Annotated in this window: 22 protein-coding genes and 2 pseudogenes; 9 read left to right on the top strand and 15 right to left on the bottom strand. The window is 59.1% G+C overall.

Features of this window, described 5'->3' with window-relative positions; genetic code table 11:
* The 7 genes from AC1ECN_RS22145 to AC1ECN_RS22115 form a co-directional block, all read right to left on the bottom strand.
* Positions 1-770: aldo/keto reductase (locus AC1ECN_RS22145; RefSeq protein WP_477954100.1), on the bottom strand; the 770-nt coding region annotated here is incomplete at its 3' end.
* Between the two features lie 90 nt (positions 771-860).
* On the bottom strand, positions 861-1,685 hold the full coding sequence (locus AC1ECN_RS22140; RefSeq protein WP_164592993.1) for an aldo/keto reductase: 825 nt from the start codon (positions 1,683-1,685) through the stop codon (positions 861-863).
* Positions 1,686-1,748: 63 nt separating this feature from the next.
* Positions 1,749-2,717 (bottom strand): aldo/keto reductase, encoded by a 969-nt coding sequence (locus AC1ECN_RS22135; RefSeq protein WP_477954098.1) that lies wholly within the window; start codon positions 2,715-2,717, stop codon positions 1,749-1,751.
* A 51-nt stretch (positions 2,718-2,768) separates the two neighbouring features.
* Positions 2,769-3,665, bottom strand: coding sequence for an NAD-dependent epimerase/dehydratase family protein (locus tag AC1ECN_RS22130; protein ID WP_130783791.1), 897 nt, complete (start codon positions 3,663-3,665; stop codon positions 2,769-2,771).
* Between the two features lie 120 nt (positions 3,666-3,785).
* Complete coding sequence (locus AC1ECN_RS22125) at positions 3,786-4,688, bottom strand: LysR family transcriptional regulator (protein ID WP_027688520.1); 903 nt, start codon at positions 4,686-4,688, stop codon at positions 3,786-3,788.
* A 784-nt stretch (positions 4,689-5,472) separates the two neighbouring features.
* The gene (locus AC1ECN_RS22120) at positions 5,473-5,775 is read right to left on the bottom strand and encodes a hypothetical protein (protein WP_027688519.1); all 303 of its coding nucleotides are present in this window, start codon (positions 5,773-5,775) and stop codon (positions 5,473-5,475) included.
* A 13-nt stretch (positions 5,776-5,788) separates the two neighbouring features.
* Positions 5,789-6,115, bottom strand: coding sequence for a hypothetical protein (locus AC1ECN_RS22115; protein ID WP_164598435.1), 327 nt, complete (start codon positions 6,113-6,115; stop codon positions 5,789-5,791).
* A 244-nt stretch (positions 6,116-6,359) separates the two neighbouring features.
* Here AC1ECN_RS22115 and AC1ECN_RS22110 point away from each other — a divergent pair, with 244 nt between their 5' ends.
* Entirely contained in the window at positions 6,360-6,830 is a 471-nt protein-coding gene (locus AC1ECN_RS22110; RefSeq protein ID WP_130784253.1) for an Hsp20 family protein, read from the top strand.
* A gap of 379 nt (positions 6,831-7,209) precedes the next feature.
* Here AC1ECN_RS22110 and AC1ECN_RS22105 read toward each other — a convergent pair whose 3' ends face one another.
* Both AC1ECN_RS22105 and AC1ECN_RS22100 read right to left on the bottom strand, forming a co-directional pair.
* A complete protein-coding gene (locus AC1ECN_RS22105; RefSeq protein ID WP_245493723.1) occupies positions 7,210-7,437 on the bottom strand; it encodes an EamA family transporter in 228 nt (75 codons plus the stop codon).
* 269 nt (positions 7,438-7,706) lie between these two features.
* Positions 7,707-7,983, bottom strand: a pseudogene (locus tag AC1ECN_RS22100) (YciE/YciF ferroxidase family protein); the annotation flags it as partial.
* A gap of 35 nt (positions 7,984-8,018) precedes the next feature.
* Between AC1ECN_RS22100 and AC1ECN_RS22095 the strand changes: the two are divergent.
* From AC1ECN_RS22095 to AC1ECN_RS22085, 3 genes and pseudogenes are all read left to right on the top strand, one after another.
* The gene (locus tag AC1ECN_RS22095) at positions 8,019-8,594 is read left to right on the top strand and encodes a cysteine hydrolase family protein (RefSeq protein WP_130704763.1); all 576 of its coding nucleotides are present in this window, start codon (positions 8,019-8,021) and stop codon (positions 8,592-8,594) included.
* A 51-nt stretch (positions 8,595-8,645) separates the two neighbouring features.
* Positions 8,646-9,043: pseudogene (locus tag AC1ECN_RS22090) on the top strand (low affinity iron permease family protein).
* A 321-nt stretch (positions 9,044-9,364) separates the two neighbouring features.
* Positions 9,365-9,604 carry a hypothetical protein gene (locus AC1ECN_RS22085; RefSeq protein WP_130674428.1) on the top strand — a complete coding sequence of 80 codons (240 nt, stop codon included), beginning with the start codon at positions 9,365-9,367 and terminating at the stop codon, positions 9,602-9,604.
* Between the two features lie 87 nt (positions 9,605-9,691).
* Here the strand turns inward: AC1ECN_RS22085 and AC1ECN_RS22080 are convergent, their stop codons facing one another.
* The 4 genes from AC1ECN_RS22080 to AC1ECN_RS22065 form a co-directional block, all read right to left on the bottom strand.
* Positions 9,692-9,832, bottom strand: a complete 141-nt coding sequence (locus tag AC1ECN_RS22080; protein ID WP_164563659.1) for a hypothetical protein — start codon at positions 9,830-9,832, stop codon at positions 9,692-9,694.
* A gap of 27 nt (positions 9,833-9,859) precedes the next feature.
* Positions 9,860-10,138, bottom strand: coding sequence for a hypothetical protein (locus tag AC1ECN_RS22075; protein ID WP_130783787.1), 279 nt, complete (start codon positions 10,136-10,138; stop codon positions 9,860-9,862).
* A gap of 430 nt (positions 10,139-10,568) precedes the next feature.
* Positions 10,569-10,802 (bottom strand): hypothetical protein, encoded by a 234-nt coding sequence (locus tag AC1ECN_RS22070; protein ID WP_018068012.1) that lies wholly within the window; start codon positions 10,800-10,802, stop codon positions 10,569-10,571.
* A 328-nt stretch (positions 10,803-11,130) separates the two neighbouring features.
* A complete protein-coding gene (locus AC1ECN_RS22065; RefSeq protein ID WP_130783786.1) occupies positions 11,131-12,156 on the bottom strand; it encodes a sensor histidine kinase in 1,026 nt (341 codons plus the stop codon).
* A gap of 209 nt (positions 12,157-12,365) precedes the next feature.
* On the opposite strand from AC1ECN_RS22065, the gene lov reads away from it, so the two are divergent.
* Entirely contained in the window at positions 12,366-13,403 is a 1,038-nt protein-coding gene (gene lov, locus AC1ECN_RS22060) for a blue-light-activated histidine kinase (RefSeq protein ID WP_130674425.1), read from the top strand.
* 27 nt (positions 13,404-13,430) lie between these two features.
* On the opposite strand, the gene AC1ECN_RS22055 is transcribed toward lov, so the two are convergent.
* Positions 13,431-14,252 (bottom strand): DUF1206 domain-containing protein, encoded by an 822-nt coding sequence (locus tag AC1ECN_RS22055; RefSeq protein WP_477954094.1) that lies wholly within the window; start codon positions 14,250-14,252, stop codon positions 13,431-13,433.
* A gap of 202 nt (positions 14,253-14,454) precedes the next feature.
* Here AC1ECN_RS22055 and AC1ECN_RS22050 point away from each other — a divergent pair, with 202 nt between their 5' ends.
* Both AC1ECN_RS22050 and AC1ECN_RS22045 read left to right on the top strand, forming a co-directional pair.
* Positions 14,455-14,763 carry a DUF982 domain-containing protein gene (locus AC1ECN_RS22050; RefSeq protein ID WP_130674424.1) on the top strand — a complete coding sequence of 103 codons (309 nt, stop codon included), beginning with the start codon at positions 14,455-14,457 and terminating at the stop codon, positions 14,761-14,763.
* Between the two features lie 329 nt (positions 14,764-15,092).
* Positions 15,093-16,175, top strand: a complete 1,083-nt coding sequence (locus AC1ECN_RS22045; protein ID WP_477954092.1) for an ABC transporter ATP-binding protein — start codon at positions 15,093-15,095, stop codon at positions 16,173-16,175.
* Between the two features lie 72 nt (positions 16,176-16,247).
* Here the strand turns inward: AC1ECN_RS22045 and AC1ECN_RS22040 are convergent, their stop codons facing one another.
* Complete coding sequence (locus tag AC1ECN_RS22040; RefSeq protein WP_130704754.1) at positions 16,248-17,300, bottom strand: mandelate racemase/muconate lactonizing enzyme family protein; 1,053 nt, start codon at positions 17,298-17,300, stop codon at positions 16,248-16,250.
* Between the two features lie 151 nt (positions 17,301-17,451).
* Between AC1ECN_RS22040 and AC1ECN_RS22035 the strand changes: the two genes are divergently transcribed.
* Both AC1ECN_RS22035 and AC1ECN_RS22030 read left to right on the top strand, forming a co-directional pair.
* Entirely contained in the window at positions 17,452-18,147 is a 696-nt protein-coding gene (locus tag AC1ECN_RS22035; RefSeq protein ID WP_130704752.1) for a GntR family transcriptional regulator, read from the top strand.
* Between the two features lie 106 nt (positions 18,148-18,253).
* On the top strand, positions 18,254-19,492 hold the full coding sequence (locus tag AC1ECN_RS22030; protein ID WP_130704750.1) for an ABC transporter substrate-binding protein: 1,239 nt from the start codon (positions 18,254-18,256) through the stop codon (positions 19,490-19,492).
* Positions 19,493-19,547: the final 55 nt, after the last annotated feature.

Here is a 19,547-nt window from a genome sequence, read left to right as displayed (position 1 = left end):
ACGATGCCGATGATCGCCCAGGTTCGTTCCAGCGCATTGCGCGGCGCATAGGATTCACCGCCGCGATTGGGGTTTTCACCGAGGCGGGTGGCGCCGGTCGGCATCTCGTCGCGCTTGTACTTGCCGGTCAGCCAGCCGCCGCCGAGYGGCGACCACGGCAACAGGCCCATGCCGGCATCCTGGCAGRCCGCGACAATCTCAAGCTCGATGTCGCGCACCAGCAGGTTATATTGCGGCTGCAGCGTCACCGGACGCGTGTAACCCCGCGCCTTGGCGATCTCCGAGGCCTTGGCGATATGCCAGCCGACATAATTGGAGAAGCCGTAATAGCCGATCTTGCCGGATGAAACCGCATCGTCGAGGAAGCGCAGCGTTTCCTCGATCGGCGTCAGCGCGTCCCAGGCATGCATCTGGTAGAGGTCGATCTGCTCGAGGCCGAGGCGGCGGAGCGAATCGTCGAGCGCCTGGCTAAGATGCCGGCGCGACARGCCGATATCGTTGGGGCCGTTGCCCATCGGAAAACGCCCCTTGGTGGCGACGATCGCCTGGCGGGCCTCGGTCGGGCGCGCCTTCAGCCARCGYCCGATGATCTCTTCCGACTTGCCGGCGCTGTAGACATCGGCGGTATCGATGAAATTGCCGCCCCAGGCGAAATAATCGTCGAGCAGCTTGTGCGAGGCGGCCTCATCGGCCTCCGCGCCGAAGGTCATGGTGCCAAGGCAATAGGCGGTGACGACGGTCCCGCTGGGACCGAGCTTGCGATAATCCACGTTTATCTCCTCTTTGAACACAACCGCGGCATTAACGGCGGCTGTCATTTCGATGTCGACGGCGGTGAGAGAAAGAGCAGCGAGCTACCTTTACGCGTCCCAAACGGGGCACCAATCGCCGTTTACCAGTCGCATGCCCTTCTCGAGGCCTTCGATCCGTTTGATCTCGGCCGGCGTCAGCGTGATCTTGCGGGCTTCGAAATTCTGCATGATGCGGCCCCTCTTGCTGGAAGAGGGAATGACGACATGCCCCTTGGCGATTAGGAAGGCGAGCGCGATCTGGTCGCTGGTGGCGCCGCGGGCGATGCCGATCTCATCGAGCACCGCGTCGCCAACGACGGCGCCGCGCGCGAGCGGTGAATAGGCCGTGACCGCGATACCTAGCTTTTGGCAATAATCGATGATCGGCCGGTTCTGCATATAGACATGGCACTCCACCTGGTTGGTGGTGATCGTGCGGCTGCCGAGCAGGCGGATGCTTTCGTCGATCAGCGCTTTGGTAAAGTTCGAAACGCCGATCTTCCTGGCAAGGCCCGCGTCGAAAACCTCGGCGAACTGGCCGAGATAATCGGCAAGCGGATATTTATCATGCGGCGAGGGCCAGTGCAGGAGCAACAGATCGACCTGGTCGACGCGGAGCTTTTCCAGGCTTTCCCTGACCGACGGCATGACGGCTCCGGGGCCGTAATTGTCGGGCTTCACCTTCGTGGTGATGAAGATTTCGTTGCGCGCCACGCCGGCGTCCTTGATGCCGCGGGCGACATCCTGCTCGTTGCCGTAGCCCTGGGCGGTGTCGATGTGGCGACATCCTGCTTCGAGCGCCCAGATGACGCCCTGATGGGCTTCATCGGCCGAGCGGTTCCATGTGCCGTACCCCATCTGCGGGATGCCAGCGACCATTGCTTCTTTCGTCATGATCTCTTCCTATGCCGCAATTCAACTGTTACGGCGCGTCTGAAAAGCCGCGCGGCGCTATCGTCAGAAACCGGCGACGTGCAGCGATTTGTAGGGGGCTTCAAGCGCCTTGACGTCATCAGCGGTGAGTTCGAAGTCGACCGCGGCGATCGCATCTTCGAGATGGCTCATCTTGCTGACGCCGACGATCGGCGAGGTCACGACCGGCTTCTGCAGCACCCATGCCATCGCGACCTGCGCCATGGACGTCTTGCGCGCCTTGGCGACGGCTTCGACGGCCTCGACGACGTCCCGATCGCCGGTCTTCTCATACATGCTCTTGTTGTAGCGGTCGGTGGTGGCGCGCTTGGTCTCGGTGCCCCAGGGACGGGTCAGCTTGCCGCCGGCAAGCGGGCTCCACGGCAGGACGGCGATACCCTGATCGTCGCACAGCGGCAGCATTTCGCGCTCTTCCTCGCGATAGGTGAGGCTGACCTGGTTCTGCATCGAGACGAACTTCGTCCAGCCGTTGACCTCGGCTGAATGCTGGAGCTTGGAAAACTGCCAGGCCCACATCGAGGATGCGCCGATATAGCGGGCCTTGCCGGCGCGCACGACGTCGTTCAGCGCCTGCATGGTTTCTTCGACCGGCGTGAACGGGTCGAAGCGGTGGATCTGGTAGAGATCGACATAGTCGGTGCCGAGGCGGCGCAGGCTGTTGTCGATCTCGGTAAGGATAGCGGCGCGGGAAAGACCCTGGCCGTTCGGGCCGGGACGCATGCGGCCGAAGACCTTGGTCGCCAGCACGATCTCCTGGCGGGGCGCCAGTTCCTTGAGCAAGACGCCGGTGATCTCTTCGCTGGTGCCCTGCGCATAGACATTGGCCGTATCGAAGAAATTGATGCCGGCGTCCCAAGCGCGCTTGAAAAGTGGCCGCGCCTCGTCGAGCCCGAGGACCCACGGGCGTTCGTCGGTCTGCTTACCAAAGGACATGCAGCCGAAGCAGATGCGGCTGACTTCAAGCCCTGTCTTGCCAAGTCTTGTGGTCTTCATGGTCTTTCCTCCAAGTTGCTGATCGGCGGTGCCGGAATGCGCCTCGCGGGATCATGCGCCGGTAACGTATTTTCGCCAGTTGTGTTCTTCCTTGAAACCCAGAACCTCCCGGATCTTCCGGTTCGAGAGCGGCGCTTCGAATTCGCCGAGCTCCCGGAGGATCGGCGTGTTCGGCGCCCATTTGCCGAGGAAATCCCGCGTTGGCTCGCTTGCCGTGATCGTGTCGTTGACGGCATTGAATACCTGGAAACCGAGGCCGTCGGCCTGCAGGCAAAGATCGACGATCTGCCCGAGATCGCGGGCATCAATGTAGCTCCAGGCGTTGCGCTTGCGCGATGGCGGATCGGCAAGGAATCCTGGAAAACGCTCATATTCATGCGGTTCGATGACGTTGGCGATCCTGAGGGCGTAGATGTCGATGCCGCTGCGCATCGCAAAGGCGCGGGCCGTCTTCTCGTTGACGACCTTGGAGAGCCCATAGCTGTCCATCGGGTCGATGTCATAGTCTTCTTCGAGCGGAAAGGAATGGAAATCCTTGTCGCCCTCGGCAAAACAGACGCCGTAGGTCGTTTCGCTGGACGCGATGATCACCTTCGGAATGCCGAGCTTCACCGCCGCTTCGATGACGTTGTAGGTCGAGATTGCATTGACCAAAAAAGTCTGGTTGTCGGGCTTGAGCAGCAGGCTCGGTATAGCTGCGAAATGCACGACGGCATCGACCTTGGCCGGTCCGCCCGGCGCCTGCAGACCCTCGCCGCTGAAATGCATCGACAGGGCGTTGAAGGTCTGGCCGCTGTCGGTGAGATCGGTGATCAGCGTCTCTACGCCGGGGCAGTTCAAGGCAACGAGATCGAGGTTGCGGACCCTGTATCCCTTCCGCACCAAATATGGAACCGCATGGCGGCCGGCCTTGCCGCTGCCGCCGGTAAAGATGATCCGCTTGCTCATGTGGTGTGTCCGCTTCCTGATGAACGTTCGATAGAAGCGGTACAACGCGGCAGAGCGATGAATCAATAGATTGGAAATCACTGAACCGGTGAGCCAGGCTCATCGATTGGAGGCAGCCCTCTACAAACCGTTCAGCCCCCGAACGAGCTTGATCAGCGCGTCGACGCCGAAGGGAAGCTGCCGCCGGCTGGAATAATACATCGAAAACGGCGGACCCATCGACGCCCACTTGGGAAGAACAACCTCCAGGCGCCCTGCGGAGACATAGGGGCTTGCCAGCCTTTCCAGGCAATAGCACAGCCCGGCGCCTTCCAGAGCCGCATTGATGGCAAGATCGGTTTCGCCCGAGATCAACGCACCGGGAACGTCGATCTCGCGGCGGTCATCGCCGCGTTCGAATTCCCACTTGTAGATCTGGCCGCGGCCCGTCCGTATCCGGATGCAGCGGTGAGAATTGAGGTCCTCCGGCATGACAGGGCGACCGTGGTTTCTGAGATAGTCAGGGGCGGCGACCGCGATCCATTTTAATGGCGGAGTGAGGGGAACTGCGATCATGTCTTCCGGGATGGTGCCGCTGTACCGGATACCGGCATCGAAGCCGTCCGCGGTGACATCGACGAACTGGTCATCCACGGCGACCTCGAGTTCGACATTCGGGAAGCGCTGCTGGAACACCGGGATGGCTGGCCGCAAAAGCAGAACGGCGGCATCTTTCAGAACATTGATGCGAATGCTGCCGGCGCCACCTTGATAGTGCCCGTTCAAGTCCTCCAATCCGGAGTTGATAAGCTCAAGCCCGGCAGAAATCTTCTCGGCGAGGGCTGTTCCGGCGGCGGTTGGCGCGACGCTGCGGCTGGTTCGATTAAGGAGGCGGACGCCCAGCCTTTGCTCAAGCGCCTTCATGCTGTGGCTGAGGGCAGAAGCCGTTACTTCTAGGTGATCCGCCGCTTTCCGAAAACTACGGTACTGGACTATCGCGAGAAAGATAGACAGTTCGTGAATTTCATTGCGCTTGAACTGCATGTTGATCTCAGGAGGCTAGTTTGGCGATACTTCGCAACCGGTCTTAAAGGCTCTAGCTCGTTCGGTGCAACTCAGCACCCGGATGCAGCTTTCCCGGCTCGGATTGTCCACTATCGATCACAGAATTACCCCGCATCATAGGGCCTTTCAATCTCCGGCAATGGTACAGCAAATGTGAGGGCGCTTTACGACCTGGTGTCGGAGCGCCCTGAGCTACGTTGGCCAATGTCGCGTCTTTTCCGAGGCGCGGTCATTGTTGAGCACGATCCCGGCCACTTGCAGCAGGTCGGACCCTTTTGGCAATTTGGCATTTACCGGCTTTTAAACCGGGCAGCCTCACCTTGGAACGGTGGTTCTTGTGCGCACGATCAAATTACTGACGGGGATTGCACTGGGTGCTCGTCATTACGATTGGCTTTCTCCCCGCTCATATTGCGCTGGTCGCGGGGGGCCTTCGCCCTTCGGAACGGCGAGCATCTATGGGTCCTGTTCTGATCTTCGGCTGGCATTGTTTTCGCCATCTTCGCTTTCATTACCGGTTTATGGATCACTGGAGAGAACCGAGCCGGCGCATGGAGCCTGCTTGAGACCGCGCATCTCATATTCGCGGTTCATGGCGCAAGCGGGCCTGGCCCGTGTCAGCGCAATTCGTCGGCTCCAGGTCGCGCGGGAACGCGTTCGCCCGCAACAAGATCGCAACTACCCCGATTGTCTTTGCGACGATGAGAACGGGCGCAAGAACAGCCGGTATCCCTGCCGGCCGCGCGAGCCTAGACTCGATCTCCTAGTGAAGTACCGCGAGCTTCGCCTCCCGCTCGACAAGTCCTTCGACGGTACCGACAAGCTTCGCGGCCCGCCGCAGGATGATGGCACTATATTGGCTGACCGCGATATCGTAGGACATCCGCTCTAGACATCCGGCCACTTCCACCAGCGCCGTGCCGAGCTCGCCGCGGCCCGTGCGATCCGCCAACCGCGAAAGCCGGCGAAGGTTTTCAACATACCGCGAAATAACCAGCAGCCGCTGCGTCACAAGCTCCTGGCTCGTGCGGTGATACAGGTGGATTTTGCTCTGGTTGCCCTTCATGGCTGGCCTCCGCTCAACTCTGGAAAATCCGGCGCTGCGCGGGCTGCTTCTGCCAGTCCTCGTCCCACCGCTCGTCGAGCTTCTGGAGCGCGTCGAGGATGTCCCGGTATCGAACCGGCTTGGCGACGCCGGGCGGATGCCGCAACTCCGGCAAGGATTCGACCGCATGGAGGTCCGACATCCATGAGGCGAGGATGGCGCGCTTCTCGTCGGTCGAAAGAGGCGCCGACACGACCTCGTCCGGGTGGTCGAAGTGCCTGTGCGGATGGAGGATGTGCGACGCCGAGTCCGCGTCGACTGCGGTATTCGAAGGGGTCTGATCAGTGGCGTTCGTATCCATCTTGTGTCTCCCAAAAACTTCCAGCAAACGGAGTTGAAAATCTCCAGGTGAAAAAGAGATTGTTTCAACGAAAACAGCGTTCAAGGGGTTTGAAGCGTCGAGTACAATTTTTTTTAATGTGCCTCTTGAACCAGACATCGGTCCAAACCAGATCATTTCCGTCGGCCGCCTGATGGGGCCGACAGAACCGGAGACGCCAAGTTTCCGCGTCTCCATTCCAACTCGCTTTACGGAGGTTTTGGCTATGAGAAATGACTTCGACTTTGCACCGCTTTATCGGTCCAGCATCGGCTTCGACCGCGTCTTCAATCTCCTGAACAACGCGCAGCGCCTGCAGGCCGTCGACACCTGGCCGCCCTATGACATCGTCAAGACTGGCGAGAATGAATACCGGATCCAGATGGCGCTCGCCGGGTTTGCCGAAACGGATCTCGACATCAGCCAGGAGCGCAACGTGCTCATCGTGAAGGGTCAGAAGGCGGAAGAGAAGGACGGTGAATATCTGCACCGCGGTATCGCCGGGCGCGCCTTCGAGCGCCGCTTCGAGCTCGCCGACCACGTCAGGGTTGAAAATGCGTCCCTGACGAATGGCCTTCTCAGCATCCAGCTGAAGCGGGAAATTCCCGAGGCGATGAAGCCCCGCAGGATCGCGATCGGGAGCAGCGCCGAAACGCAGGCTCCGCTGCAGATCGACGCGGAAAGGCAGGTCGCCTGAGTTGGAGGGAGCGCCGTTTTAAACGGCGCTCCTGTCTGCGTGTCAAATAGGAAGCCCTGTCATGTAAGAAAGCCGGCGCCGTTTGGAGCTGGCGAACTCGCCTGTTGCCAGACGGTCTTCGAGAAAGTTGTTGCAGAAGACGGAAACGAGGAAAGAGCGGATCGCTACGGCCACGTGAAGCGACAGGCATGCGCAGAAAATATTGAACGAGATGCTCAATAAGACTGATGCGAATGATGCGGACGGCTTGGCAGCTCGCAGCAGCAACCGAATTTAGCCTTCGAGAGCGGTTGCTTCGGTTACCGTCGCTCCTGACATGGCGAGATAAGCGCCACTTGGCATGACGATGATGCCAACCACGTCGGCTGCGGTGACCCATTCAGCAGAAGGCAGCGCCAAGGACGACAGCGATCACGGGCGAAACGAAGGCATAGCTCCCGGCGCGGCATGCGCCGATGTCCCGCAGCAGGCGCATGAAGGTCGTGTAGCCTATCAACGAGCCGAAGATCACCAGGCAGAACCAACCGAGCCATGCGACCGTGCCCCAGTCGCCGGAGAGCGCGGAATCAGCCCCCGGTTCGAAAGCCAAGGCTGCAGTCAGCAGCACAATGCCTCCGACCAGGGTCGTCATACCTGAACGAACAAGGCCGGATAACCCACCTCGTCGCCTCCATATCGACGTCAGCGAATTCAGAAAGGTGCAGTCCCTCGAAGCGTCGGAGCGCCGTCTGCTGTTGGAGGTCGACCATCGTTCGAAAACGACCTCGCCGTCGTCGACAGCGTCGTCCGTCTGGGGCTGGCCGGCTGACCGGGCGAGACAGGCTGCCGTGTCCAGCAAACGGTGCAAGCATCGTCTATCCCACATGGCCTTCCCGTTATGATCTCCTCGCCTTGGGCAATGACGCCCTGGATGGCTACGCAGGTCTTGCCACGCGCGTGTTTTCCGACGACTTCGAAGACCGGTTCATGGCGCTCGAACCGGCCTGCATCTCGTCGCGGTGCTGCAGGAATCCTGCTTTGCCTGCTTCGGACTGGGCGGCGCGCCATTTCGGCCTGCCTTCAGGATCTGCCTTTCGGCGAAATAGATGCCCTCGAGCGCATCAAGGAAAAGGTCGTCGAGAGTCTTCGTGGTTGCCGTTAGGAACCTCTCCATGCGCACGAAGTTGAAATCGAGGGGGAGGAAAGCCGATGAACGAGAATTGGATCCATCTTTGCATCGACATGCAGCGGGTGTTCGCTGAGGACACGCCCTGGCACGTACCATGGATGCGGGAAGTGTCGCCTCAAATCGAGGAAGTAGCCAGTCGGTATGCCGAGCGGACGGTGTTCACTCGCTTCATCACGCCGGAAAAGCCGGAACAGATGTCGGGGATGTGGCGGGCCTACTACGAAAAATGGCGGACAATGACGCGCGAGCAACTCGATCCGGGTTTGCTCGACATCGTGCCAGCGCTGAGGCATCTTATCCCGCCGGCACGCATATTCGACAAGGTGACGTACTCGCCTTGGATAGGCGGTGAACTTCACCAAATCCTTTCATCGGAAGCAGTCGATGCACTCGTTCTCACCGGAGGGGAGACCGACGTCTGCGTTCTTGCTGCAGCGATGGGCGCGATCGATCTGGGATATCGCGTGATCGTGCTGCGCGATGCCGTGTGCAGCGGCGCCGACGAGACGCACGACGCATCACTTGAAGTGCTGGGCGACAGATTTTCTGTGCAGCTCGATCTGCTTACCACGGAAGAGTTCCTCAGTTCGCTCTAATGCGGCTGCGGAACCGCAACCTTGTTGTCGCGTTTTGCCAGCGCCGGAGGAGTGTATGTCCAAGTTTTTTCAAAGTTCGCTACCAATATCGCCGACCTTTCGGGCAGGCCGGGAACCTTCGTTGTCGCCGTCACACTTGTGATCGGGCGGCGCTTGGACCCTTTTAGGTTATTCCGAGACTTGGCAGCTCGTGATCAACACGAGCACGACTATCATCACGTTCCTGATGGTCTTCGTTCTCCAGAACTCACAGAACCGCGATGGCAAGGCCCTGCAGGCGAAGCTTGACGAGCTCATCCTAAACCTCGCAGGCTCAGAATAAATTCGTCGGGATCGAAAAGCTCGATGAGGAGGAGTTGCGCAAGATGAGCAAGACGCTCGCCGAAAAAGCGGAGCGCGTCGAGGACGTCGCCGACGAAAAAGCGGAAAGCAAACAGGCGCCGGCTTAATCGTCTCGAGGTGCGACCGCAGCATTCCGCGATGAAAACCTGATTTCGATGAGGCGCCGAATGGCGCAAAACAGCGCGAACTCGTCATTGCTTCGAGCCGCCTACAGTCTCTGGAAGGTTCGATTGCGCAACGAAGACCGCTTCCATTCGGGGTGCCATCGGATGGCCAGTCCTTGATCAGGATATACGCTGCGTCGCCGAGCGTGCGTACAATCTTACGCGGGGGCCCGACCTTGCACCAAGGCGCCCGCGCCGTGCCTGCTTGGTGGTTGAAGGTTTTCGGCACGGTCCTAGATCTCATCGCTGAACAAGGAGATCCACATGGCTGGACGAGATGGCGAGCCGGTGGTCGCGGTAGTATCCGAGGCTGTCCGGCGCTGGTATGAATTCTACGAGATCACGCCCGACAACAAGGCTTCGGACGTCCTTTGCCACGCGGCACTCAACTTCTACGGAGACGGCTATCGGACGATCGACGACATTGCCACACTGCTGATCGGGACGTATCCCGGGCTGTCGGCCACGCGCATCAACGCGCCGACATCGCAAGCTGTCCACTAGGACCGATCGACACTAATTTGTATCCAGATCATGACCGCAGACGGGGTTCCGTTGGTTTGGCGGTCCGCTTGCCGAACCGTGATGCTCTTACGGGCGCAGGCAGGAGGGCGACATGATTGCCAGCGCTGAAAGGCCGTTTCTGCCGCGCTGCGAAGGGTGGTCGTTGATCCTCAGGATTGCGCAGGCGTTTCGCTTGACGATGTTCTCCGGCAGATCCTCGCGGAACATGACGACCGCGCCAACACGTTCCACTATTCAAAAAGATGACGAGGGAACCACGCCCATAGTTGGCACATGTGGCTCCTGCTTCGGCCTCTTTACGTCTTGCCTATCGTAGGCACTCAATGCTTCGCGCACTTCATTCTCGTCCCAACCCGCCTCGATGGCTGAAGCCACGAGCGTCTCGATTTTCTCGGTTTCCGAGGCCTGCGAAGTCTCGTCCAGGTGGCGCCTGGCAGTTTCAAGACATTGACGGAGGTTCGGAGCGCGGTTGGCGTCCTCACGGTGGTAGCTCGGCGATGCGACATAGGTCATTTGGAAGCTCCTTGCTGATCAAGAGGAACACCTGAGCAGAATGGCGGTTCCACCGCTTGGCTGATTGAACCGAGCCTACGCTCCTCGCGAAAACCGCAAGCGTTCAAGCTTGCCTGCATAAGGAATCAAACGAGCGCAAAGGCCTTGTCTGGGCGGCGGAACAAGCAGTCTCGCCTTTGATCTCGAATCGCATGATCCACCGTCCCGTTCGGCGCGTGCGAACATTCCTTTCCCGACATTCGATTGAATTCGCCAGCGGAGGACTCGTTGATTTTTCCCAATCTGAGCCCGCTCTGTTGGCGGATGCCTGTGCGCGCGTGGCTGGCGGACAAGGCCGAGACTAGTCTTGATGACCTGCGTCCTGAAAAAACATCTGGCTTCCCCGGTACGTCCGCGGGAAGGTCGACGATAGGACTTTTGTTATCGATGTTTATTCAGCGGCCTGCTGCGGGTGAAGAATGAGGGCCTTCGGCATGGCGATCCGGACCAGAAACTCGTAGTCATCAACCATACGATGGACGTCCGATCCGGTGCTGGCGACAGTCCAATAGTCGCGGGCGGCCCCGAAAACGGTCGAAATTTGCACAACTTCCCAGGCGCTTCCCACTTCCCGGCGTCTGGCCCAGTAGAAACACTCTGATTCAAGACTGGACAACTCAAGCATCTGCGAACTCCCACATCGCCTAACTCGCATGCCACGCTGAACCGTTCGTTGGAGCGGGGTCCAACTTAAGACAGCCAATCCGACCGATGGTGACCCTACATGATCGTCCAGCGGCTGTCATCGCGCGTTGCAAGAATCCCCAAGCGATTGCGAAGCCGTCCTCGTCGACCTATTGCGACGCTCAGCCCAAAAACGAGTTTGCGGAACGCCGCTGGTACCGATTGAAGAGCGGTATCCGCGATTCCATTCCAGCTACGGAAGGCCAACAGAACCAGCCGCATGCGGGCGACTTCGCTCTGGTTTCCCCAGTGCCGGCTCAGCATTCCACCTATTCCTCGGCGTCGGAATAGGTCTTGTATTGCAGCTTCTGGAGCGACGCATTGAGCTTCAGGATGAGCCCTGTCGGCGCGTAATCAAGAGCGACCTCTCCGAAAGCCGCGAGGCTGGAGTTGACGAGCCGCGTGCCGAACCCCTTGTTGCTCGGCGCCACCACTGCTGGTCCCCCGGCTTCTTGCCACCTGAAGTCCAGGCGCTTTTCGCCCGCCTCGCCGCGCACGGACCACTCGATTTCAATCGTCCCGGTATCGACCGACAGCGCGCCATACTTGTTGGCGTTGGTGACAAGTTCGTGCAGCACGAGGGAAAACGAAAGAGCCGCCTGTGGCCCCAGTTCAACCGCAGGACCGCGTGCTTTGAAACGTCCTGACGCCTCAAGTCCAAGATTGATCGCGGTCGCCTCGACGATCGTTGCCATGGTCGTGCCCAGCCAGTTCTGCTGAAGCAAAATGTCGTGCGCCTTCGAATAAGCATTGATGCGTGCCGAGATCGATTGCTCCGCATCCTCCATAGAGCTGGCGTTACGGAAGGATTGGCTGGTGATAGCCTGAACGACGGCCAGCGTATTCTTCATGCGGTGAGAGAGCTCGTGCATCAGGACGCGCTGTCGCTCCTCATTCTCTCGCTGCTCGGTGCGGTCTCTCAGAATCTTTACGAAGCCCTCGACTTCCCCGTTGTCCGACGTCAACGCCATCATCTGCCCGGATGCCCAGAACAATGAGCCGTCCTTGCGAACGTGCCAGCGCTCATCACTACCATGACCTTCCGTTAAAGCGGCGGCCATTTCCCGCTGGAGAATTCCGGCCTGCTGGTCTTCTTCGGTGAAGATCATGGCCGCGCGCTGGCCGATGATCTCGGTCTCATCCCATCCGAGGATCCGGCGCGCGCCCTCGTTCCACGTGGTTATCAGCCCATCCAGGTCCGTGGAGATGATTGCATACTCGATCGCGCTTTGCAGGATGGCTTCGAGAAAGCGCTCTCGGGAGCGGCTGGAACTGGAAAAGAGTTTCATGATCATATGGTGCGCCTGATCCTCCGGAGCTGCAAGGCTGATCGACCACACCAGATTCTATAGCGGAGGCCATCGTGTCGGCCAAGATCGTGGGTGTGTGGCACTTCGTCCGGCAGGTGTCGGATGAGTGAATCGCGTACGTCAACAAGCGATCTTCTCCGAAACAAAGATACGCGAGCCACGTTATCAAGCGACATCTTAGTGAGCGTGGAAGCATGACAGGCCATTCGAGAGAAAAACTGCATGGGGATTTGCCTTCGGCATCTTCAAAAGCAGCTTCCGCCGATCGGAAAGAGCTGGCAGCGATCGCATTTGAACGCACCAGGATGCCGATGGTCGTCACCGACGCGCGTAAGTCCGATCAGCCGATCGTCCTTGCAAACAAGGCATTCCTTGAACTGACAGAGTATGCTGCCGAAGAAGTGCTGGGCCGCAACTGTCGTTTCCTGCAAGGTCCTGCCACATCTCCGATCGCCGTTGCTGCAATTCGTGCCGCGATCGCCGACGAGCGTGAGATCAGCGTCGAGATCCTCAATTACAAGAGAAGCGGAGCGCAGTTCTGGAACCGCTTGCATCTAAGTCCCATTCATGGGGATGACGGAAGGATCCAGTATTTCTTTGGCTCTCAAATCGACATGACGGAGTACCGGCGGATCGAGGCACTGGAGGCCTCCGAGCATCGCCTGCTGATGGAAGTCGACCACCGATCCAAGAACGTCCTGGCAATCGTCGACAGCATCGTCCGTCTGAGCAATGCCGATGACCCCGCCCTTTACGCCGCCGCTATTCAACACCGCGTGCAGGCGCTCGCCCGTGCCCATACCTTGCTTGCTGCACGGGGATGGACAAGCATTTCTCTTGAGGAGCTCATTCGCCAACAAGTGACTCCGTTCGCAGCCACCCGCGCAATTTTCAGTGGGCCGGACATCCGAATGCCTGCACCGGTTGTCCAGCCCCTTGCGCTCGTGCTCCATGAACTCGCTGTCAATGCGGCCCATCACGGTGCGCTTGCCGCTGCGCAAGGCAGGCTGTCAATCAGTTGGAAGCCCCGACCGTCCGGGGCCGGCTTTAACATCCGGTGGCAGGAGGTGGGCGCACCCACTCCACCCAAATTGGCCAAGCGAGGTTTTGGTACGGTGATTGTCGGCGCAATGGTCGAAAAACAGCTTAAAGGACGTCTTGAGAAAACCTGGTCGGACGAAGGGCTGCTTATCGACATTGAGGTCCCGTCTGCCGGCTCGAGCTCCGTGTGACGGCGCTTCGTCACATGGAAAGCGATGTCAAGAACCCGCCATCGGGATCGAACGCTTGGCGTCGGCTATCGATGGGCTGCGAACGATACGATACCGTGCCTCGACGAGATTGTAGATTCCGAAAGCTGCCAATCCCATGGCGACGGCGACGTAGAGAAATGATCCCAGTGGAAGCTGGTGGAGCCATTCCAAGGCGTCGCCCATGCTGCCGGCTTGTCCAGGATCTACCCGGAAACCTGCATAGGCGAACAGTACGCCGGTAATCGCGAACACCATGCCGCGGGCGACGAGACCGTAGATGCAAATTAATGTCACGATTTCGTTCTGGCCAGGTAGCTGAAGATAGCGCTCGAACTTCCTACTGATGCCCTTAGCGGCTGTGAGAACTCCGCCGAGGATGAACCCAGCCCCGATGGCGATCGCAAGGTAGGAACCGAAAGGCTGCGACATGACCCATCCGGCCAGATCCTTCTCGCCAGAACCTTCACTACCTCCGCCCATGAAAAGGGCTTTTCCAAGTGCATATCCGGCAAGCCCTAGATAGGTGATGGCACTGCCGAGGAGCGCGGACCGGATCGCTAACGCCTTTCCATTCGTCCCGTGCCCGTCGCTATCGGCTAGCGACTGCGCCAACCTCCACGCAACAAATCCCAAAAGACCGATGCCGATCAATCCGACCCAGACGCGGCCGAGCGGCTGCTCAAGAAGTGTCGAAAGCGCAGACTTGGTTTCGGGCCGACCACCGATGAGGCCTGAGAGGAGGGCARGCCCCGCGACGAGGAGAAAGACGACGCCGCGCGCCACATAGCCGCCTTTGGCGAGCACATCAAATSGAAATCCTTTGATCATCAGCGGTCCCTGCCAGTTCGAGCGTGCGACATTAACGCGCGAACTCTCTGAAAGTTTGGAGACCCGCAACGATGCACCCACAGAACGGCGAGATCATTCCCTGGCGACCCGAACGCGCCAAGCGAGACGGCTCTTGAACGACCGCCCACCACCCCCAATATCATTTTCATCAGGACCATTGGTGGCATGAAAGGAGGAAAAGATGCCGCTGAACGATGTTCCATGGACGCGGCCGGTGAGAATCCGGCTGCAGTGCGGTTTGGAGCGCACCTTCACAGGCGCATACGACGCCTTGGATTTTCTCGAGAACGAATGGCCGCTGCGTCACGGAGAGCGTCATGAGCGAGCGGTGAAGACGTGCCGGGGCGCCCTCAACGGGGCCATTCCTAGCATCGTCGCGCGCGAAGCCTTCGTGGCGGCCTGTCTCGAAGCCGGCATGCCGTCTGTCTTGGCCCCGTGGAAGAGAAAGCCGACCACGCATCCGGCTCGGCCCCGTTTCTTTGCCAATTAAACAGAAACGATGACCTCGCCTCCGATGAGGCGAGGTCTAGGACAAGGCGCTTTTCCCCGTTAACCGGCTGGACGAGCGCCGTGATGGAACTTCGAGCTGTCAGCCGGCAAGTGCGCGACGCAGGCGATTTCTGATGACGTGCGGGCCTTCTATGAGGCTGTCGGCTTCCTGCCTTCGCCAGCAGACCCTATGGTACTAATGCTCGGGTTGCGTGATCTCAACAGAGCGCTAAACTCGCAGCCGTAGCTGCCATCCATTTAAACTGGCTGAATGCTGGGCGCCAATCATGGGATGATCGTCTCGATATTCCACTGTCATTCAAGGCGGCCATGAGGCGAATCGTCGATGAGAGAGACGCGCTCAACAAAATCCGCAAATCCTACGGGGAACTGCAGGTCATCCACGATATCGACATCGATATCGCCAGCGGCGAATTTCTCGTGCTGGTCGGGCCTTCCGGCTGTGGCAAGTCCACTCTGCTGCGCATGATCGCGGGGCTCGAAGATATAACCGGAGGCGAACTTGCTATCGGCGGCGCCACGGTCAACACGTTATCGCCCGCCGAGCGAAACATCGCCATGGTATTTCAGGACTATGCGCTCTATCCGCACATGACTGTCGAAGACAACATGTCGTTTGGCCTCAAGATGCGTGGTGCGACGTCGGAGGAAATCGGCAGGCGGGTCGAAAACGCTGCCTGCGTCCTCAAGATCAAGGATTTCCTCAAGCGCCGTCCTGCCCAACTGTCTGGCGGTCAACGCCAGCGTGTCGCCATGGGCCGCGCGATCGTTCGAGAGCCGGCGGCGTTTCTTTTCGACGAACCGCTCTCCAATCTCGATGCCTCCCTGCGCGTTGAAATGCGGCTGGAGATCGCCAAACTTCACAATCGCATGAAAGCAACCACGGTCTACGTCACCCATGACCAGGTCGAGGCCATGACCTTGGCTGACAGGATCGCAGTGATGAACGCTGGCGGGGTCGAGCAGATCGGCAAGCCCCTGGATCTCTATCGCAAACCGGCAAGTCTTTTCGTGGCGCGTTTCATCGGCAGCCCGACGATGAACACCATCGACGCAGCGCTTGCGGACGGCAATTCGATCACCGTTCTCGGACGCCAGATCGAGGTCGCGAAACATGCTGGTGAACGTCGTGCGGCCTCGATCGTATTTGGCATCCGCCCGGAAGATCTCACCCGTTGTTCACCCGAGGAGGCATGGTTTTCGGGAGAGGTATCCGTTGCGGAACGCCTGGGAAGTCAGACATACGCGTATGTCGAGATCGGGGACACTCGCATGCTGACGGTGGAACTGCCCCGCGAAACGGACATCGCCATCGGAGAAAAGATCCATCTGAAGGGTCATGCCGGATCAGTCCATCTCTTCGACAAATTGACAGGGCGACGTCTGAACTAGCCGCAACGCCTGACATCCGTCAAACGTGTTCCGCTTGTGCAGCAGCAGGCAACATCGCTGCGCGCGCCAGCCTTAAGGGAGGGCTGGAAGTCTCGGATTGACAGGCGCTGGTCCAAGTTCTGATCGATCGAGCCGCTTTGGACGCGACCAGTCTTGCCTGGCTGCATCGCTCAAGGCGAGGCCATGTCCCGGGCGGGTCGGCGCATAGGCAAAGCCATCGCGGATTTCTATTGGCTGCTCTACGAGATGATCGAAATTCTGGAATGAATATTCGAGCCACTCGACCTCCGGAAGGGCGGCAGCCATGTGCACGCCGACTTCCAGGAAGGTGTTGCCGAGGCTGACCGGGATGCCGAGTTCTGCCGCGAGCCAGCCGATCCGCATGACATCCGTTACCTGACCATGAACATTGAGCAGATCGGTTCCGAAGTTCTCCATCAGGAGACGCTTTCCATTTGCATCGAGATACTCGCCGCTGTTGATCTGCGTCCAGATCACGGCGTGACGGAGCGTACGGAGGCCCTCAAAGTCATGGCGAAGAATCGGATCCTCCACCCACAGCAGGTCGTGGCCCGCGTCGCGGATCGCCGTCAATTTGATGAGCGCCTCTTTGGAATTCCAGGCTTCGTTTGGGTCGATCATAACCAGCGACCCGGCGGGGACGACCTCTTTGAGCAGGTCGAGCCGGCGTATGTCCCGCCTGAAGTCGGGATGACCGACCTTAATCTTGAATGCCTGGTAGCCAAGGGCGGCGGCGTGCGAGAACAGCGCGCAGAATGCCTCGTCGCTAAGATGAAAGTCGAGACCGCTGGCATAGGCGCGGACCCGGTCACGGCGGCTTCCTAGCAGCTTATGCAAAGGCAGTCCCACTTCTTTGGCCGCAAGGTCCCACAATGCGACCTGAAGAGCTTCGTGAAACGGCAGCGAGAAAGCCCGCTGATTGCCGCCTCGCGGGCGACTGACGCGATGGACCAACCCGATCGCTTCTTGCCCCACGATTGCCGGCCATGCTTCATGTTTGAACACGGCTTCGATCTCGGCCTGATCCGGCAGGGGATGAAAGAGCGTTTGAATAAAGCCGAGCCCAACGTTTCCCGTTTCGCCGATCAGTTCGAGAGCGGCCACGTTGACGTCATCTGCACGGACCTGACTGTCACCGATTACTCTGTCGCGGGCGAATTGAAATCGGGTTATACGAAATCCGGATAGGGGCATGGAGTGTGCTCTCTGATCGTTTTATGTTGATCACTGATCTATCAGAGGTATTATCGGACGGATGAAAAAATCGCAAGTGCGCAAAGCGAAAGCAACCGTACCAGAGGTAGCTGCCCCCCGGCTCAGCGATCTCGCCTATGATCGCATCCTCGAAAGCCTGTTTGAACGAACAGTCCCTGTCGGCGCATTTATCTCCCAGAGCGAACTGTCCGAGATCGTCAGCGTGCCGGTTGCGCCGCTTCGCGATGCGTTGCGCATGCTCGAAGCCGAAGGCATTCTGACAATCCATCCTCGCTCCGGCATCCAGTTCGTGCGGCCCGGCCTTGAGCTAACGCGCTCGACCTACCAGTTCCGCGCGATCGTTGAACGCTCGGCCGTTCGCGTGTTCGCCGAAGAAGCCGGCGAGGACTTGATGAATAGCCTGGAAGTCCGGCATTCCAGGCTTTTGCGGAAGCTGGAGAAGGATGGGCTGACGCCTGACCATCTCGCGGAAATGAATCTTCTCGAGCTCGATCTTCACGGTCAAATCATCGCCGCTTTGCGTAATCCACTCATCGATACTGCATACCGTCGCATGCACAACTATCTACGTTTGCTGCGATTGGAGCGAAAGGTGACGCCTCCTATGCTTATTCGAACGCTGAAGGAGCATCTGGAAATCCTTGAGGCATGCTCTTCGAGAAACGCCGACGCGGCCGAGAAGGCGCTTCAAGCCCATTTCCAAGCGGCAATAAATCGCAACCTCGGCTTGGCTTGATCCCAGCCTATCCTTCGGTCAACTCTGGTGTTGCCGTACATGCAAAAGGCTGTTATCTCCATCTGATCGATCAGATCGCCATTCTGATATCTGAGAGGATGAAGAGATGCAGATCACCAAACGCGAATTCCTTGTTGCGACAGCAGCGCTAGCGCTTGCCAGCGGTGTCCGCTCCACAAGTGCTGCCATCGCCATCAACTATTGGCATCACTTCGCCAGCCAATCGGAAATGGCCGGCCTGGTGAAAATCATCGAGCTGTTCGGAAAATCCCATCCAGGCGTCACCGTCACGCAAGAGAGCATTCCGAATTCGGAATATATGGCCAAGGTTTCGTCGGCGGTCGTGGCCGGCGGGCGGCCCGACACTGGAATGGTTATCGCGGAACGCTTTGCCGATCTGACGGCGATGGGCGCRCTGACCGACATCACCGAGCGGGTGAAAGGATGGAAGGGAAAAGCCAATCTGCCGGACAACCGGTGGACTGGCATGTCTCAGGACGGCGCGATTTACGCGGTTCCGGCATATGCTTTCGTCGACTGGATGTACTACCGAAAAGACTATTTCGAACAGGCGGGCCTTTCAGGCCCACCAAAGACTTTCGATGAGTTTGTCGCCGCTTGCAGGAAGCTCACCGATCCGGCAAAGGGGCGCTACGCTTTCGGAATGCGCGGGGGTGCGGGGGCGTTCAAATACGCCATCGACGTCATGGAGGCCTTCGGCTCGCCCATTGTGAAGGACGGTCAGGCGGCCATCGACAAGGCTGCTGCGGTAGAGGCGATCACCTTCTATTCAAGTCTGTTCCTGAAAGAGAAAGTCGCTCCTCCAAGTGCGCCGAACGACAGCTATCGGCAGATCATGGAAGGTTTCCGAACTGGCCAGACTGCCATGGTCTGGCACCATACCGGATCGCTGATCGAAATCTCGGCCGCGTTGAAACCGGGAGAACAGTTCGCCACGGCTCCAATGCCTGCGGGACCGAAGGCACATATCGCGCGTGTTGCCTATGCCGGCAACGGCATCATGAAGGACGACAATATCGATGCTGCCTGGGACTGGATCAGCTTCTGGGGAGAAAAGGACGCGGCGATAGCCTTGTTGGAAGCGACAGGTTATTTCCCGGCATCAACGGCAGCACTTGAAGATGAGCGGATCAAGTCCAATCCAATCTACCAGGCCGCTTCGCAGACGCTCGACTTCGGTCGTCTGCCGAACAGTTTTGTCGGCGCTGCGGGCTGGTCCGAAAATGTCGTCAATCCAACGTTCCAATCCGTTCTGACAGGTCAACTCACCCCTGAGCAGGCCGTCGACCGTATGATCGAGGGTCTGGAAACCGCGCTCCGGTAGTGACGCCGACGCGACAAGATGTCGTCGCGTCCGAGAGGACGGCAAGCCGCCGTGA

The organism is Rhizobium sp. 01N447_2 (assembly GCF_056399245.1).
This window is presented reverse-complemented; position numbering and strand designations above follow the sequence as displayed.